Source organism: Herbaspirillum robiniae (assembly GCF_002213415.1).
Taxonomy (GTDB): Bacteria; Pseudomonadota; Gammaproteobacteria; order Burkholderiales; family Burkholderiaceae_D; genus Herbaspirillum; species Herbaspirillum robiniae.
Map to the genome: position 1 here is coordinate 412,667 of NZ_NJGU01000004.1, position 15,961 is coordinate 428,627.

Here is a 15,961-nt window from a genome sequence, read left to right on the forward strand (position 1 = left end):
GCCGGATTGAATATGGGAAGGGATGGGCAGTTTGATGCGTAAGGGATTTCTGCTTGGCGCGGCCGCGTTGCTTGCGGCCCTGGGCACATGCGCCGGCGTCGCGCAGGCCGCGCCGCGCACCGTGGTGATCGGGTTGGCGGCGCCGATGAGCGGGTTGTCCGGCAGCACCGGCGTAAGCCTGGAGCGCGCCGCGCAGCTGGCGATCGACGACGTCAATGAGGGCAAGCCCGTGATCGGCGGCGAACCGGTGGTCTTCAAGCTGCTGCCGCAGGACGACCGCGCCGACCCGCGCACCGGCGAGCTGATCGCCGAGTATTTCGTCAAGAGCAAGGTGGCGGCGGTGGTGGGGCACTGGAACAGCGGCGTGGGCATTCCCGCCTCGAAGATCTATGCCGCCGCCGGCATTCCCCATGTGTCGCCGGCGGTGACCGCGCCGGCCTATACCCAGCAAGGTTTCGCGACCGCCTTTCGCGTCGTGCCGCATGACGGCGACGGCGCGCGCCATACCGCCGAATACGTGCTGGGCGAGATGAAGGCCAGGAGCATCGTCATCATCGATGACCGCACCGTCTTCGGCGCGGCCTACGCGGCCGAGTTCGCCAAGTCGGTCACGGCGCTCAAGGGCAAGGTCGCCGCCCACTACACGGTCAGCAGCAAGACCTCGGACTTCAACAACATCCTGCGTTCGGCGCGCAGCCTGAATCCGGACGTGGTGTTCTTCGCCGGCATCGATGCCCAGGCCGCGCAGCTGGCCAACGATATCCGCCGCCTCAACATCCAGGCGCCGCTGGTGGGCATAGGCGGCCTGGTCGGCCCGACTTTCCTCAAGCTGGCCGGGCCGGCGGGCGAGGGCACCATCGTGGTGGAACCGGGCCTGCCCTCGTACAAGGGGCCGCAATGGACCCATTTCGAGAGCGCCTGGAAAGCCAGGTACAAGGAAGAGATCTACCTCTACGCGCCGTTCGCCTACGATGCCGTGCGCACCATCGTCGCCGCCATGCGCGACGCCAATTCGACCGACAACGCCAAGGTCACGGCCGAACTGCACAAGATCCGCTATCGCGGCATCAGCGGCAACATCGCCTTCGACAAGGACGGCAATCTGCTCGATCCGGTATTTACGCTCTATGAAGTCAAGGGCGGGCGCTGGCGCGTGATCAAGACCATCGGCGACAAGGGCTGATAATGAAAAACGCACCGTCGTAACGGTGCGTTTTTTTATGCCTGCCGCGCAGCATGCGGCGTGGCCATGATTACTTCTTGGGACGGCCGACCTTCAGCGGGGTCAGGCCGTTGAGGATGTCCTTCAGCTCCGCGATCTTCAGGTTCTTGATCAGCGAAACGCCGATGCGCAGCAGGTCGCTCTTCTTGATCTCGACGCCGGCCTTCAGGCACGACTTCTTGACCTGCGCCAGCACTGCGTATTCGTTCTCGGGCATGGTGAAGCTGTCGCGCACCTGCTTGATCTTCTTGGGCTTGGCCGCCTTCTTTTCGGCCTTGGTGAGCGCAGGCGCCTTGTCGACCGGCTTGGCGGCGGCGGGGGCGACCGGCTTCTTCAGCGCGGCCGGCTTGGCGGCGGGCGCCTTGGGGGCAGCGGCTTTGGGGGCTGCTGCAGCTTTCGGAGCGGCAGCCTTGGGCGCCACGGTCTTTGCAGCCGGACGCGCGGCGGTCTTCACAGCCGGCTTCTTCACGACGGCCTTGGCAGCGGGTGCGGCCTTGGCGACGGGTGTTTTCTTTGCGGTCGTTGCGGTTTGAACTCTGGTTGCCATGAACCCTCCTCTGAAAATTAATATAAACAATATATATTGTTTGACTCGCGGTCGCAATCTGCCGCACAGAATGTGAACGATTTCACAATAAATTGACGGCGTTGCAAACGTTTACATGCTGCATCGGTGTGCCAAAAAAAGACATGCGGTCCAGCGGATTACAGGCCGGGGCAGCGTCGCCGGCGGCGCGCTCCATGGCATGCGAAAGGCGGGATGGTCCCGTGCAGCCATCGCGAGGGATCCTAGCAAGCCCAGGTTAAAGCTCTGTGACAATGCCGGAAAACAATTTACCCGCAAAAGCGGGCGCCAGGGCGCAAACGGGGGAGAAGGACGAAAAAAAGCAGTCCGGCCGCAGGGCGGCGGGACTGCAAAAACATCGGTCTCTACTGGGGACTTACATGAAACTGCGGGTTGCTGCTGGCTTCTTTTCGTTGGACGCGCCCAGCGATGGACGAACCACCGGCTGTGCAGCGTCGAATTCCTTGATCTCTGCGGTCTTGACGGCGCCCATGGCGGCCGCCACCTTCAGCTGGGTCGACTGCTGCAGGTCGTTGTCGGTCTTGAAGTCGCGCAGGAAGTGCGCGAAGTTGCTGCCGATTTCCTTGTGCTTGATGCCCATGGCCACGGCCGCCTTCAGGTAGCCCAGCTTGGAGCCGCAGTCGAAACGCTGGCCGTCGTAGCGGTAGGCCAGGATCTGTTCGTCCGAGAGCAGGGCCGAGATCGCATCGGTCAGCTGGATCTCGCCGCCGGCGCCGGTGCCGATGTTTTCCAGGCGCTCGAAGATCGCCGGCGTGAGCACATAGCGGCCGACCACGGCCAGGGTGGAGGGGGCGACTTCCGGCGCGGGCTTTTCGACGATGCCGCTGACCAGCTCCAGGCGGTCGCGGTATTCGCTGCCGCTGACGATGCCGTACTGGCGGGTTTCCAGGCGCGGCACGTCTTGCACGGCCAGCAGGCTCTTGCCTTCCTGTTCGAACATGGCGGTCATCTGCGCCATCACGTTCTTCTGGCCGGCCTCGACATCCATGAAGTCGTCGGCCAGCAGCACGGCGAAGGGCTCATCGCCCACCAGCGGCTTGGCCAGCAGGACGGCGTGGCCCAGGCCCAGCGGTTCGGCCTGGCGCACATAGACGCAATTGATGTGTTTGGGGATGACGGTCTGCACCATCTCCAGGAGTTTGGTCTTGCCGGCGGCTTCCAGTTCGCTTTCCAGCTCGTAGGCCTTGTCGAAATGGTCTTCGATGGCGCGCTTGTTGCGGCCGGTGATGAAGATCATCTCGGTGATGCCGGCTTCGACGGCTTCCTCGACGGCGTACTGGATCAGCGGCTTGTCGACGATGGGCAGCATTTCCTTGGGTTGCGCCTTGGTGGCGGGCAGGAAACGGCTGCCCAGACCCGCGACGGGAAATACTGCTTTGGTGATTTTTTTCATGATAGGCCCAAGTAGAGTTTGATTGAAGGACGTGGCATCCTCACCCTTGTCTTCACAGGATCCATGGCGCCGCAGCGTCAGGCCTGCTTCTTTTTCTTGATCATCTTCAACTGCAGGAAGGCCAGGCCGCCGTGAAACAGCGGCGCATTGGCCGGAAAAGCGTGGCTCAGCAGACCGGTCACGGTCTCCAGCACCCGAGCGGCGCCGAAGCGTCGCGCTGATGTATTGCCGTTGCCGGCCGGTGCTTCGTCGAACTCGATGCGCGCCGGCGCGCTGCCTTCGTTGAGCTGCTCCAGCACCGATGCCAGTTGCGGCGCCTTGACCGAGATCTCGCGCAGCAGCTGCGCCGAATCGTGCGCATGCTGGCGCGCCTCTTCCACCAGGAGGGAGGCGGTGTTGGCCGCCTTCGGGGCGTCGCCGTCGCGGCGGCCGCTGAAGGAAAACAGGGCGAAGCTGTTGGCGAAGGGAGGCGTCTGTTCCAGGCAAGTCTCGGTGGTGTGCATGGCGTCGTGGCTTTCGTGGCTCTGTTATGTGTACCTGCGGTTGTCGTTATGCGGTGAAGGGATCCGGGGCTGCGCTGCAGCATCTGCCGCCCCGCTGATCCGATTTGACGCCATCGTACGAAGCCGCGCGCTCTCCATCTATAGGAGTGCCGCCATTTGCCATGTAGGAAAACAGGAAAATATCGCGCCGCAAAATCCGGCCCGCAATCCCGGTGGGCCCGGCGGTGCGTTATCCGGCCCCGATGGAGCGGCGCAAAGCCTTGCCCGGCGCGGCTGCGGCGCTTGTCCTACAAGACAATCGGCCGCTGTCCGATAGCTGCCGATGCGCGGCCTTCCTACCATGGCCTCATCTGTCGCCGGCCCGTATGCGGCGCCCGACAGGACAGAAGACTTCCATCCACATCCACTAGAAAGGGAACATCATGGAACACGGACTCATTGCATGGCTCATCATCGGCGCGGTCGCGGGCTGGCTGGCCGGTGTGCTGGTGAAGGGCGGCGGCTTCGGCCTGCTGGCCGATATCCTGATCGGTATCGTCGGCGCCGTGATCGGCGGCTGGCTGGCGGGCCTGCTGGGCATCGCGGTCGGCGGCGGCATCCTGGCATCCATCCTCACGGCCACGCTGGGCGCGATCGTGCTGCTGGTGATCGTGCGGGCCTTCACGCGGCACGCGTGACCGACGTGATTGATGCCTGACTGGCGTCACGCCGCAAGGCGCAGCGCCCCTGATGCGCCCGGTTCAGCCCGGGCGCATTTTTGCGTGTTGACCAGGCGCAGCAAAGGCTGCCGCAATGGGCGGCATGAAGATTGCATGACGGATGTGCCGCGCGGCGCGGCTGCCGTTACAATGCCCGCCATCGCAGCGCCGTGAAAACTCGACCGGCAGGTGAACGTTGAGCTTGCCCGGCTTGTCAAAACGCCAGACTCTGTTTCCAACTATCAAGAAAAATCCTATCCATGAGTAGCGTCAATCCACAGGCCGGCAAACGCGCGGCACCCTCGGCACTGGTCAACCTGCCGGTGCTCATCTCCAATTACTACAGCCTGCGCCCGGACATGGCCGAGCCTACGCATCGCGTGGCCTTCGGCACCTCGGGCCATCGCGGCAACGCCAATGCCCACAGCTTCAACGAATGGCATGTGCTGGCCATCACCCAGGCGATTTGCGACTACCGCAAGGAGCAGGGCTTCAAGGGCCCGCTGTTCCTTGGCATCGATACCCACGCCTTGTCCGAACCGGCCTGGCACAGCGCGCTGGAGGTGCTGGCCGCCAACGACGTGGTGACCATGCTGGCCGAAGGCAGTCCGTATGCGCCCACGCCGGCGGTGTCGCACGCCATCCTCACGCACAACCGCGTGCACAAGGACGCGCTGGCCGACGGCATCGTGGTCACGCCGTCGCACAACCCGCCCGACAACGGCGGCTTCAAGTACAACATGCCCAACGGCGGCCCGTCCGACTCCAACGTCACCGGCTGGATCGAGAAGCGCGCCAACGCCTACATCGAGAAGCAGCTCGAAGGCGTGAAGCGGATGAACTTCGAGAAGGCGCTCAAGGCCGGCACCACGCAGCGCTACGACTACCTCGACAACTACGTCGGCGACCTGCCCAACATCATCGACCTGGCCGCCATCGCCGGCGCCAACGTCAAGATCGGCGTCGATCCGCTGGGCGGCGCCGGGGTGCACTACTGGTCGGCGATCGCCGACCGCTACAAGCTGAACCTGGAAGTGGTCAACACCGAGGTCGACGCCAGCTTCCGTTTCGTGCCGATGGACTGGGACGCGCAGATCCGCATGGATCCGTCCTCGCCCTATGCGATGACCGAGCTGATCGCACTCAAGGAGCGCTTCGACGTGGCGCTGGCGTGCGACACCGATCACGACCGCCACGGCATTATCGCCAAAAGCACCGGCCTGCTGCCGGCCAACAACTACCTCTCCACCGCGGTGTACTACCTGTTCCGCCATCGTCCGGCGTGGAGCGCCAATGCCGCCATCGGCAAGACCCTGGTGTCGAGCCAGATGATCAACCGCGTGGCCGATCATCTCGGCCGCAAGCTGCTGGAAATGCCGGTGGGCTTCAAGTGGTTCGTCGACGGCTTGTATGACGGCAGCCTGGGCTTCGGCTGCGAGGAGAGCGCCGGCGCGTCCTTCCTGCGCTTCGACGGCCAGCCCTGGAGCACCGACAAGGACGGCATCACCGCCGCGCTGCTGGCCGCGGAGATGACCGCGCGCACCGGCAACGATCCGGGCACCATTTACCGTGAGCTGACCCAGCAGCTGGGCGCTCCGCTGAACGGCCGCATCGAGGCCGCCGCCAGCCCGGAGCAGAAGGCGCGCCTGTCCAAGCTTTCGCCCGAGGATGTCAGCTCGACCGAATTGGCCGGCGAGCCGATCCGCGAGGTCATGACCACCGCACCGGCCAACGGCAAGGCCTTCGGCGGCCTGAAGATCGTCACCGACAACGGCTGGTTCGCCGCGCGTCCCTCCGGTACCGAGAGCATCTACAAGATCTACGGCGAAAGCTTCCGCGACCAGGCCCACCTGGACAAGATCTTCGCCGAGGCCCAGGAGATCGTCACGCGGGCCCTGAAGGCCGACTGATCGCCGACGCAGGCGCGCGGTTTGTGCCGATCTCGTGTCGGTTTCAGCCCGCTCCCGCATCGATGGTTGAAGACGCCGGTTGCCTTCGGGCAACCGGCGTTTTTTCTTCCATCCCTCCTACAAGCGAATCGGCCAATGTCCTGCTGATGGCCTGTTGCCTTCTTCGTAAGATGAAGCTGTTTCCATGCCGCCCGGGCTCATCCGCGAGGATGAGAACACCCCGCGAACACCTCGCCAAGCCGCATCAGCCGGCGCAGGGTCCAGTGGCGACGGGAACACCGGGGCGCAGCCGGGCTGCCAGGGCCCGAGGCCGCGCCGAGCCACATCACATCAAGGCAGGAGGGCCGAAGATGGACAACCGCGCGTTACCAGCAACGCAAGCCCAGGCCGCTCTGCTGCGGCGATCCACCTATGCGCAGCAGGCGCAGTCGCAAGCCCGCAAGCCGCACGCCGACAAGGCGCAGGCCGGCAAGGAAGAGGGCGGTCGCCAACGGCAGGAGCGCAGTCGCAGCGAGCCGCTGCTCACCGCCCAGCAGCGCCGGCTGCCGGTGCTGGAAACCGATGAATTCCGCGTGGTCGAGCCCGACGGCACCGAAGACCCCTGGGCCAGCGCCGACGACGGCCTGGTGCCGGAGCGCCAGGCAGAGGCCGAACCGCGCACGCCACGCAAGCCGCGCGGCGACAAAACTTGAGTGAGCTTGCGTGCTGACGGCTGGCGTTCGAAGCCGGGCGTTGGCGCCCAATGACGATTTCGTTGATGAGGGAGATCCCCATGCACAAGCCGCAAGACATGCCGCCGGTCGAGGTTCCGCCGCTGGATCCCACGCCGCCGCAGGATCCGATTCCGCACCAGCATCCCAGCGGACGATAAGAGCAGGGGCCGGGAGGCAGCGGTCGAGAACAACAATCGCAACAACGCAAGCCGTCACCAGGAGACCCATATTGAAGAACGCATTGCACACCCCGCAGGAGACGCCGCCGATGCCGGATCCGCACCTGCCGCCGCCGGAATTGCCGGACGACGATCCGATTCCGGTGGAGGATCCGCCGCTCAACCCCCGTCCCTCGGACAAGCCCATCCGTATGTGATCCGTGCGGCCCAGGTGCGCCGCGATCCATAGGCGATGAACGACAGGCGGCCGCGCAAGCGGCCGCAGGCACAGCATCCTGCAGAGGAAAGAGGAGCTTGTCATGCGCCAGTCCATTCTTCCCATCCCCAATTTCGCCCAGGTGTTCGGCGCCGGCATCGGCTCGGTGTCGCCCACGCCGGTGGCTTCCGGCCAGGCGCCGGAGCCGGGGCCCATCGACAAGGAAATCCGCCGCATCAACAGCGCCCATGAGCCGGCGGTGCGCGAGGTCGCCTCTGACAACGAGCTCGGACGCGACATCGTCGACGAGGACGCGCGCCGCCTGGCCGCGCAAAGTCGTTCGGTGAAAAAGAACGAACGCGCGCGGCAGGCGCAGCGCGTCCAGGACGCCGTCGACGGCGCGCTGGAAGACAGCTTTCCGGCCAGCGACCCGGTCGACCGCAGCCGCGGCGCCTGACGATGTTTCCTTTGTGCCAACTTCCACGCGCAATGCGGCTTGCTGCGGGCCGCGTCCGGTTGCCCTGAGCGGCCCCGGCCTTTATACTGCGCGCCATAGCATTGCTTCTGGTATCCCGCGCGCAGCCGCGCCAGGGATTCAAACGGGAAGCCGGTGCGGCCCGCCCGAACAAGGCTGGCCCATCCCGGCGCTGCCCCCGCAACGGTAAGCGAGGAAGGACACGCATCACGCCACTGTGCGCCAGGGTTCGCCCTGTCATGGGAAGGCGCCTGTCCGCGAAGCCCCAGGCTTCATCCCGCGAGCCCGGAGACCGGCCCGAGGCGAATTCTGAATTGCATCGCGGAGGGCGATCGTACGGACAGCTTCCCTTATCCCGGTTGAGACTGCAGCCGCCGCCCGCCAGGGCCGGCCCACCGGGCACGGACGCGTTCGCCGCCAGCCTTCCGCTTCATCCACCAGCACAGGGAAGAACACCATGGCCAGCACCTCCGGCATCAATCCGAGCAGCACCATCGACGGCATCCAAGGCGGCAGCAGCGTCTGGCGCGACCGCATCGCGCCGTCGCTGCTGGCCTTCGCGCTGGGCGCGGCGCTGATCTACGGCGCCGGCTTCGCCTCCAAGGTCGAGCTGCACAACGCCGCCCACGACGGCCGCCACTCGGCCGGCTTCCCCTGCCACTGACCCGGGGGCTTCATGAACTGGACGATTTTCCGGCGCATGGCGTCGGCGGTGGTCATTGCCGGGGCCTTGTCGGGCGTGCTGCTGTCGGGCGTGCAGCAGCTGCAGGTGGAAAAGATCATCCTCCAGGCCGAGCAATACGAGAAGGCCGGCGAAGCCGCCGGGCATGCGCACCAGCATGAGGTTGCGGCCTCTGCGGCCGCGGCCGGCGCGGCGCCGGTTGCCGCTGCGGAGCATGAACACGAACACGGCCACGACGGCGACGAATGGGAGCCGGCCGACGGTGCCGAGCGCACCGGCTACACGGTGCTGGCCAACGTCAGCATGGCCATCGGTTTCGCGCTGATGCTGGTGGCGGCGATCGCCGTCAGCGGCCGCCAGGTGAGCTGGCGCAGCGGCCTCTTGTGGGGGCTGGCCGGCTACGTGGTGTTCTTCGTCGCGCCCTCGCTGGGCTTGCCGCCGGAAGTGCCTGGCACGCTGGCCGCGCCCTTGCATGCGCGCCAGTTGTGGTGGGTGATGACGGCCGGCCTGACCGCCGGCGGCCTGGGCGCCATCGTCTATGCCCGCGCCTGGCCGTGGAAGCTGCTGGGCGTGCTGCTGCTGGCGGTGCCGCACGTCATCGGCGCGCCGCAGCCTGAAGTGCATGGCGGCGTGGCGCCGGAAGAACTGGCGCGCGCCTTCATCCATGCCACCGCGATGGCCAATGCGGTCTTCTGGCTCGCGCTGGGCGGGCTGACCGGATTCTTCTATCGCAAGCTCGCTTGAACGGCATGGCCGGCATGCCGCCGGCCCCGCGTTGCGGCGACAAACGGCGTATAGCCGTCTGTCGCCGCAACGCATTTGAAGCGCCCCGAGAAACGATGCGAAAGCGCACGCAAAAGACCACGCAATGAGAACCCATACCCGACACGTGCTGATGTGCGTGGGCCCGCGCTGTACCGAGAACGGCGTGCTGGCCGAATCCATGTTCGCCGTGCTGGGCGAGCAGATCGATGCCCGCCCCGAGCTGCGCGTCAAGCGCACCCGCACCCATTGCATGGTGGCCTGCAAGGCCCAGGCGCCGGTGGTAGTGGTCTATCCCGAAGGCGTGTGGTACCGCTGCGAGGACGCCGGCGCCATCGAGCGCGTGGTGGTCGAGCACCTCGAAGGCGGGCGCGAAGTCACCGACCTGATCTTCCATCGCCTGGGCAGCGGCGACGTCAATCCCGAACCGGAGGCCCGCGATGCCTGATGCCGTCATCCGCATTGCGCTGCTGACGCACGCGCCCACCGACCTTGCCATGCTGACCAGCGCCCGCGCGCAGCTGCCGGACGATTTTCCGGCGGTGGCCGGCGTCGACCTGCAGCGCCTGCAGGGTGACACCGACGATGAGGGCGCGCCGCTGCGCACGCTGTCCGACCTGCTGCGCGGCGAGCTCGCCGGCGCCGGCGTGATCGTGCTGCGGGTGCTGGGCAAGCTGTCCGCGGTGGCGGGCTTTCCCGAGCTGCTGCGCGCGGCGCGCAGCGAAGGGCGGCACCTGATCGTGCTCTCCGGCGCCGGCGAACCCGACGCGGAACTGGCTGCGGCCTCGACCGCGCCGGCTGACGTGCAGCAGCAGGCGCTGGCCTATTTCAACGGCGGCGGCAGCGTCAACCTGGCGCAGCTGCTGCGCTGCCTGTCCGACCGCCTGCTGTTGACCGGCTACGGCTACGAACCGGCGCAGGCCTTGCCGGAGCACGGCATCCATCATCCGGACCTGGAGCAGGGCGCCGGCATCGCCGACTGGCTGGCGCTGCGGGCGCAGGCTCCGGCCGGCAAGCCGGCGGTGGGCATCGTGTTCTACCGCGCGCACTGGCTGTCGGGCAACACCCGCTTCATCGACGCCCTGGTGGCGGCGCTGGAGGCGCGCGGCATGGACGTGCTGCCGGTGTTCACCTCCTCGCTGCGCGCTTCCAACGCCGGGCGCGAAGCGCTGCCGCCGGCGCTGCATTATTTCGGCGGCGACGGCGGGCCGGCGTATGTCGACCTGCTGATCAACACCACCTCGTTCGCCATGGGCGAGATCACCGCCGGCGGCGTCACGCCGGCCGGCTGGTCGGTGTCGGTGCTGGAGCAGTTGGGCCTGCCGGTGTTGCAGGCCATGACCAGCGGCATGACGCAGGCGCAGTGGGAGCAGTCCACGCGCGGCATGAACCCGCTGGACGCGGCCATGAACGTGGTGCTGCCCGAGTTCGACGGCCGCATCATCGGCGTGCCGTTGTCCTTCAAGCTGGCCGACGAGTCCGGCGCGGTCGAGTACCAGGCGCTGCCGGACCGCGTGCGCCGCATCGCCGGACTGGCGCAGCGCCTGGTGCGCCTGCGCAGCAAGCCCAACGCCGACAAGCGCATCGCCTTCATCTTCACCAACTCCAACAGCAAGGCCTCGCAGATCGGCAACGCCGTCGGCCTGGATGCGCCGGCCTCGCTGATGAAGGTGCTGCACGCGCTGCAAGCCGACGGCTATCGCGTCGGCGAGCTGCCGGCCACCGGCACCGCGCTGATCCACGAACTGGTGGACCGCTGCTCCTACGACGACATCATCCTCTCCGAAGACCAGCTGCGCCGCGCCGCCGCGCGCATTCCGGCGGCGCGCTACGCGCAGTGGTTCGCCGCCTTGCCGGCCGCGTTGCAGGCGAAGATGCAGCGCCAGTGGGGCGAGGCGCCCGGCGTGGCCTATGTGCACGAGGATCATCTGGTGATCGCCGGCCTTGACCTGGGCAATGCCTTCGTCGCGCTGCAGCCGCCACGCGGCTACGGCATGGATCCGGACGCCATCTACCACCAGCCCGACCTGCCGCCCACGCACCATTACTACGCGCTGTACCGCTGGCTGGACGAGGAGTGGGGCGCCGACGCCATCGTCCACGTGGGCAAGCACGGCACGCTGGAGTGGCTGCCGGGCAAGGGCGTGGGGCTGTCCGAAGAATGTTTCCCGGATGCGCTGCTGGGCGACGTGCCGCTGTTCTATCCCTTCATCATCAACGACCCGGGCGAGGGCTCGCAGGCCAAGCGCCGTGCCCACGCCGTGGTGGTCGACCACCTGACGCCGCCGATGACCACCGCCGACAGCTACGGCGCGCTGGCCCAGCTGACGCAACTGGTGGACGAGTATTACCAGGTCGAGGTGCTGGATCCGTCCAAGCTGCCGCTGCTGCAACAGCAGATCTGGGAGCTGGTGCGCCAGACCAACCTGGACACCGACCTGCAGTTCAAGCTGCTGCATCACGACCATGATCATGACCACGATCACGGCCATGACCACGGTCACGGGCATCACCATCACGACCACCATCATCATGCGCATGGCCATCACCACCATGACCACGGCCACGAGCATGATCATGCGCACCATCACCACGAAGACGGCGAGCTGCCGCATGCGCTGAGCGAGCTCGACGGCGCCGGCGTGGCCCACCTGATCGAAGACCTGGACGGCTACCTGTGCGAGCTGGGCGCGGCGCAGATTCGCGACGGCCTGCACATCCTCGGGCGCATGCCCGATGAGCAGCAGATGCCCGACATGCTGGTGGCGTTGACGCGCCTGCCCAACCAGGACGTGCCCGGCCTGCAGGAAGAAATCGCGCGGCTGTTCGGCCTGTCGCTGGACATGCTGCTGGAGCACAAGGGCCGTCGCCTCAACATCGGCGACGCGCTGGCCCGCTGCGCCGGCCGCGCCGTGGTCACCCGCGCCGACGCCATTGAGGCCATCGACGCCCTGTGCGTGACGCTGATGCAGTCGCTGCAGGACGCCGCCTTCGACGAGGGCGCCATCGACGGCGTGTTGAAAACCGTCTTCGCCGAGCTCGACAAAGCCCCGGCCGACGACCAGCCGCGCCTGCAGCCGGCGCTGGCCAAAGCCCCCGGCAGCGTGCTGGGCGGCATGCGAGCGATGACGCGTCCGGCTGCGCTGAAGCCGGCGGCCGCGCCGAAGCCGGTTGCGGCAACGCCGGCCTCCGACTACAGCGGCCTGCGCCGGGTGCTGTCCTTCGCCTGCGCGCAGCTGGTGCCGCGCCTGCGCAGGACCGGCGAGGAAATCGGCAACCTGATGCAGGGCCTGCGCGGCGGCTACATCCCGGCCGGCCCCAGCGGCTCGCCCACGCGCGGCATGGCCCACATCCTGCCGACCGGGCGCAACTTCTATTCGGTCGACCCGCGCAGCGTGCCTTCGCAGTCGGCCTGGCGCGTCGGCCAGCAGCTGGCGCGCGAGGTGCTGGAGCGCCATGTGCGCGAAGCCGGCGGCTATCCGGAAAGCGTGGCCATCAGCATCTGGGGCACCAGCGCCATGCGCACCCACGGCGACGACGTCGCCCAGATCCTGGCGCTGATGGGCGCGCGTCCGGTCTGGCGTGCCGGCAACCGGCAGGTGGCGGGCGTCGAACTGGTGCCGCTGGAAGAACTGCAGCGGCCGCGCATCGACGTCACCACGCGCATCAGCGGCTTCTTCCGCGACGCCTTCCCGCAACTGATCGAGTTGATCGACGACGCCGTGCAACTGGCGATTGCCGCCGACGAGCCGCCGGACATGAACTTCGTGCGCCGCAACTACCTGCGCGAACTGGAGCAGTGGATGGAGCAGGGATTCGGCCAGGCCGAGGCGGCCTCGCGCGCGGGCTACCGCGTCTTCGGCGCCAAGCCGGGCAGCTACGGCGCCGGCATCCTGCCGCTGATCCAGGAAAAGAACTGGCAGGACCAGGCCGACTTCGCCGAGGCCTACATCAACTGGGGCGGTTACGCCTATGGCCGCAAGGTGCAGGGCGCCGACCAGCGCGACGCCTTCCGCCAGCGGCTGTCGGGCGTGCAGGTGGCGCTGCACAACCAGGACAACCGCGAGCACGACATCTTCGACAGCGACGACTACATGCAATACCACGGCGGCATGATCGCCACCATCCGCGCGCTGTCGGGCCAGCAGCCGCGCCACTATTTCGGCGACAGCCACGACCCGTCGCGCGCCGCCGTGCGCGACCTGAAGGAAGAGACGCTGCGCGTGTTCCGCTCGCGCGTGGTCAACCCCAAGTGGCTGGCCGGCATCCGCCGCCATGGCTACAAGGGCGGGTTGGAGCTCACCGCCACCGTCGATTACCTGTTCGGCTACGACGCCACCGCGCAGGTGCTGGACGACTGGATGTACCAGCAACTGGCCGAGACCTACGGCTTTGACCCGGCGATGCGCGAGTTCCTCGAGCAGTCCAATCCCTGGGCCCAGAACGCCATCGCCGAGCGCCTGCTGGAAGCGGCCAGCCGCGGCATGTGGGAAAAGCCGGACGAACAGACGCTGGAGCGCCTGCGCCAGCTTTACCTGCACAGCGAGACCTTGCTGGAGGCGCGCGGCGAGACCGTGCGCGGCAGCGAACACACCAGGGACATGCAATGAGCGCCGCTTTTCACCCTGCCGCCCACGCCGTCTATCCTTTCGCGGCCATCGTCGGCCAGCCGCTGCTGAAGCAGTCGCTGCTGCTGTGCGCGGTCGACCCCGGCATCGGCGGCGTGCTGATCCGCGGCGACAAAGGAACGGCGAAGAGCACCGCCGCGCGCGGCCTGACGCAGGTGTTGCCGGCCATTGAGCGCATCGCCGGCTGCGCCTTCAACTGCGCGCCGGGGCTGCCTGCCGCCGCCTGCGAGCGCTGCAACGCGGCCGCCGGCCCGGCGGCGGCAGACGGCGAAGTGCCGTTCGTGACGCTGCCGCTGGGCGCCACCGAAGACCGCGTGCTCGGCACACTGGACCTGCAAAAGGCCTTGCAGGGCGCGCAGCGCGCCTTCCAGCCCGGTCTGTTGGCCAGCGCCCACCGCGGCATCCTCTATATCGACGAAGTCAACCTGCTGGCCGACCACCTGGTGGACGTGCTGCTGGACGTGGCCGCGATGGGCGTGAACTCGGTGCAGCGCGAGGGCCTGTCGGTGTCGCACCCGGCGCGCTTCACGCTGGTCGGCACGATGAACCTGGAAGAGGGCGACCTGCGCCCGCAGCTGCTGGACCGCTTCGGCCTGATGGTGGAAGTGGCCGCGCCGCAGGACAAGGCCGTGCGCGCCGAGGTGGTGCGCCGGCGCATCGCCTATGAAGCCGACCCGGTCGCTTTCGCCGCGCAATGGCAGGCGCAGCAGGACGCCCTGCGCGCGCAGGTGGCGCAGGCCCAGCGCCGGTTGCCGCAGGTTGCGCTGGACGACGCCATGCTGGAGCTGATCAGCCATTTGTGCTGCGAGTTCGAAGTCGCCAGCCTGCGCGCCGACATCGTCATGCACAAGACCGCGCGCGCCATCGCCGCGCTGGAGTCGCGTTCGCGCGTGACCCCCGACGACGTGCGCGCCGCCGCCCAGCTGGTGCTGCCGCATCGCCGCCGCCGCAAACCCTTCGAGCAGGCCGGCATGGACCAGGACAAGCTGGACGAGCTGGTCGATCAGGCGCGCGCGCCGCAGCCGCCGCAGCAGAATGCCGGTGAAGGCGGCAAAGACGGCGACCAGGACGAACAGCCGGAGCAATCCGGACCGGGCGACGACCGGCAAGGCCAAGGCGAGAACGACGGCGAGGGCGAAGGTGACGGCGGCGAGCAGACTTTCACCGTCGCCGCGGCGGGCGTCGCCCGCACGATCAGCGTCGAGGCCATGCCGGCTGCTGCGTCGCAGGCCGCGGCAGGCCGCCGCAGCGCGGTCAGCGACGCCAGGCGCGGCAGCGCGTCGCGCGCCGTGCCGGACGCCAATCCCGACCGCCTGGCCGTCGGCGCCACGCTGCGCAGCGCCGCCGTGCGCGGCGCGCTGGCCGACGATGCGCCGCACGACGGCAGTCTGCGCATCACCCCGGCCGACCTGCATCGCCAGGTGCGTAACGGCAAGAGCGCCAACCTGATCGTGTTCGTGGTCGACGCCTCCGGCTCGATGGCCGCGCAGCGCCGCATGGAGGCGGTCAAGGGCGCGGTGCTGGCATTGCTGACAGACGCCTACCAGCGGCGCGACCAGCTGGCGGTGATCGCTTTTCGCGGCGAATCGGCGCAGGTCCTGCTGGAGCCGACCCGCAGCGTCGATTTGGCCGAGCAGGGCCTGCGCGAGCTGCCCACCGGCGGGCGCACGCCGCTGCCGCATGCGCTGCAGCTGGCGGTGCAATTGCTGGAAAAATCGGCGCAGCAGGAAGCGCCGCCGCTGCTGGTGATCCTCTCCGACGGCCGCGCCAACGTCGGCCTGCCCGGCAACGACGACGACCCCTGGCGGCAGACCCTGGCCGCGGCCCGACACCTGGCCCAGCGCGGCACGCCCGCGCTGGTGCTGGACACCGAGACCGGCTACATCCGCCTGGGCCGCGCGGCCCAGCTGGCCGAGGCGCTGGGCGCGCCGTGCCTGACCCTGGAACAACTGACCGGCGACGCCCTGGCGTTGACCGTGCGCGCGCAACTGGGCGCACGCTGAAGAACGAGAAG

At 67.7% G+C, this 15,961-nt stretch carries 14 protein-coding genes and 1 riboswitch; of the genes, 11 read left to right on the forward strand and 3 right to left on the reverse strand.

Features of this window, described 5'->3' with window-relative positions; translation table 11 throughout:
• Window positions 1–34 precede the first annotated feature (34 nt).
• Complete coding sequence (locus CEJ42_RS08545; protein WP_088750758.1) at window positions 35–1,183, forward strand: branched-chain amino acid ABC transporter substrate-binding protein; 1,149 nt, start codon at window positions 35–37, stop codon at window positions 1,181–1,183.
• 70 nt (window positions 1,184–1,253) lie between these two features.
• Here CEJ42_RS08545 and CEJ42_RS08550 read toward each other — a convergent pair whose 3' ends face one another.
• The 3 genes from CEJ42_RS08550 to CEJ42_RS08560 all read right to left on the reverse strand — a co-directional run bounded on the left by CEJ42_RS08550 (window position 1,254) and on the right by CEJ42_RS08560 (window position 3,704).
• Window positions 1,254–1,769, reverse strand: a complete 516-nt coding sequence (locus tag CEJ42_RS08550; RefSeq protein WP_088750627.1) for a hypothetical protein — start codon at window positions 1,767–1,769, stop codon at window positions 1,254–1,256.
• 394 nt (window positions 1,770–2,163) lie between these two features.
• Window positions 2,164–3,201: a UTP--glucose-1-phosphate uridylyltransferase GalU gene (gene galU / locus CEJ42_RS08555; protein WP_079214702.1), complete on the reverse strand. Its 1,038-nt coding sequence runs from the start codon at window positions 3,199–3,201 to the stop codon at window positions 2,164–2,166.
• A 77-nt stretch (window positions 3,202–3,278) separates the two neighbouring features.
• Window positions 3,279–3,704 carry a hypothetical protein gene (locus CEJ42_RS08560; RefSeq protein ID WP_088750628.1) on the reverse strand — a complete coding sequence of 142 codons (426 nt, stop codon included), beginning with the start codon at window positions 3,702–3,704 and terminating at the stop codon, window positions 3,279–3,281.
• Window positions 3,705–4,126: 422 nt separating this feature from the next.
• Here CEJ42_RS08560 and CEJ42_RS08565 point away from each other — a divergent pair, with 422 nt between their 5' ends.
• The 10 genes from CEJ42_RS08565 to CEJ42_RS08605 all read left to right on the forward strand — a co-directional run bounded on the left by CEJ42_RS08565 (window position 4,127) and on the right by CEJ42_RS08605 (window position 15,950).
• On the forward strand, window positions 4,127–4,381 hold the full coding sequence (locus tag CEJ42_RS08565) for a GlsB/YeaQ/YmgE family stress response membrane protein (RefSeq protein ID WP_079214704.1): 255 nt from the start codon (window positions 4,127–4,129) through the stop codon (window positions 4,379–4,381).
• A 281-nt stretch (window positions 4,382–4,662) separates the two neighbouring features.
• Entirely contained in the window at window positions 4,663–6,312 is a 1,650-nt protein-coding gene (gene pgm / locus CEJ42_RS08570) for a phosphoglucomutase (alpha-D-glucose-1,6-bisphosphate-dependent) (RefSeq protein ID WP_088750629.1), read from the forward strand.
• A 350-nt stretch (window positions 6,313–6,662) separates the two neighbouring features.
• Complete coding sequence (locus CEJ42_RS08575) at window positions 6,663–7,004, forward strand: hypothetical protein (protein ID WP_088750630.1); 342 nt, start codon at window positions 6,663–6,665, stop codon at window positions 7,002–7,004.
• A 250-nt stretch (window positions 7,005–7,254) separates the two neighbouring features.
• A complete protein-coding gene (locus CEJ42_RS24985) occupies window positions 7,255–7,401 on the forward strand; it encodes a hypothetical protein (RefSeq protein ID WP_158522499.1) in 147 nt (48 codons plus the stop codon).
• Window positions 7,402–7,503: 102 nt separating this feature from the next.
• A complete protein-coding gene (locus CEJ42_RS08580) occupies window positions 7,504–7,857 on the forward strand; it encodes a hypothetical protein (protein WP_088750631.1) in 354 nt (117 codons plus the stop codon).
• A 91-nt stretch (window positions 7,858–7,948) separates the two neighbouring features.
• A riboswitch (cobalamin riboswitch) is annotated at window positions 7,949–8,190 on the forward strand.
• Between the two features lie 142 nt (window positions 8,191–8,332).
• Window positions 8,333–8,539 (forward strand): CbtB domain-containing protein, encoded by a 207-nt coding sequence (locus CEJ42_RS08585; RefSeq protein ID WP_088750632.1) that lies wholly within the window; start codon window positions 8,333–8,335, stop codon window positions 8,537–8,539.
• 12 nt (window positions 8,540–8,551) lie between these two features.
• Window positions 8,552–9,301 (forward strand): CbtA family protein, encoded by a 750-nt coding sequence (locus tag CEJ42_RS08590; protein ID WP_088750633.1) that lies wholly within the window; start codon window positions 8,552–8,554, stop codon window positions 9,299–9,301.
• A 124-nt stretch (window positions 9,302–9,425) separates the two neighbouring features.
• Window positions 9,426–9,767, forward strand: a complete 342-nt coding sequence (locus CEJ42_RS08595; RefSeq protein ID WP_165774409.1) for a (2Fe-2S) ferredoxin domain-containing protein — start codon at window positions 9,426–9,428, stop codon at window positions 9,765–9,767.
• On the forward strand, window positions 9,760–13,929 hold the full coding sequence (locus CEJ42_RS08600; protein WP_088750635.1) for a cobaltochelatase subunit CobN: 4,170 nt from the start codon (window positions 9,760–9,762) through the stop codon (window positions 13,927–13,929). The genes CEJ42_RS08595 and CEJ42_RS08600 overlap by 8 nt, the downstream gene beginning before the upstream one ends.
• On the forward strand, window positions 13,926–15,950 hold the full coding sequence (locus CEJ42_RS08605; RefSeq protein WP_088750636.1) for a putative cobaltochelatase: 2,025 nt from the start codon (window positions 13,926–13,928) through the stop codon (window positions 15,948–15,950). The genes CEJ42_RS08600 and CEJ42_RS08605 overlap by 4 nt, the downstream gene beginning before the upstream one ends.
• Window positions 15,951–15,961: the final 11 nt, after the last annotated feature.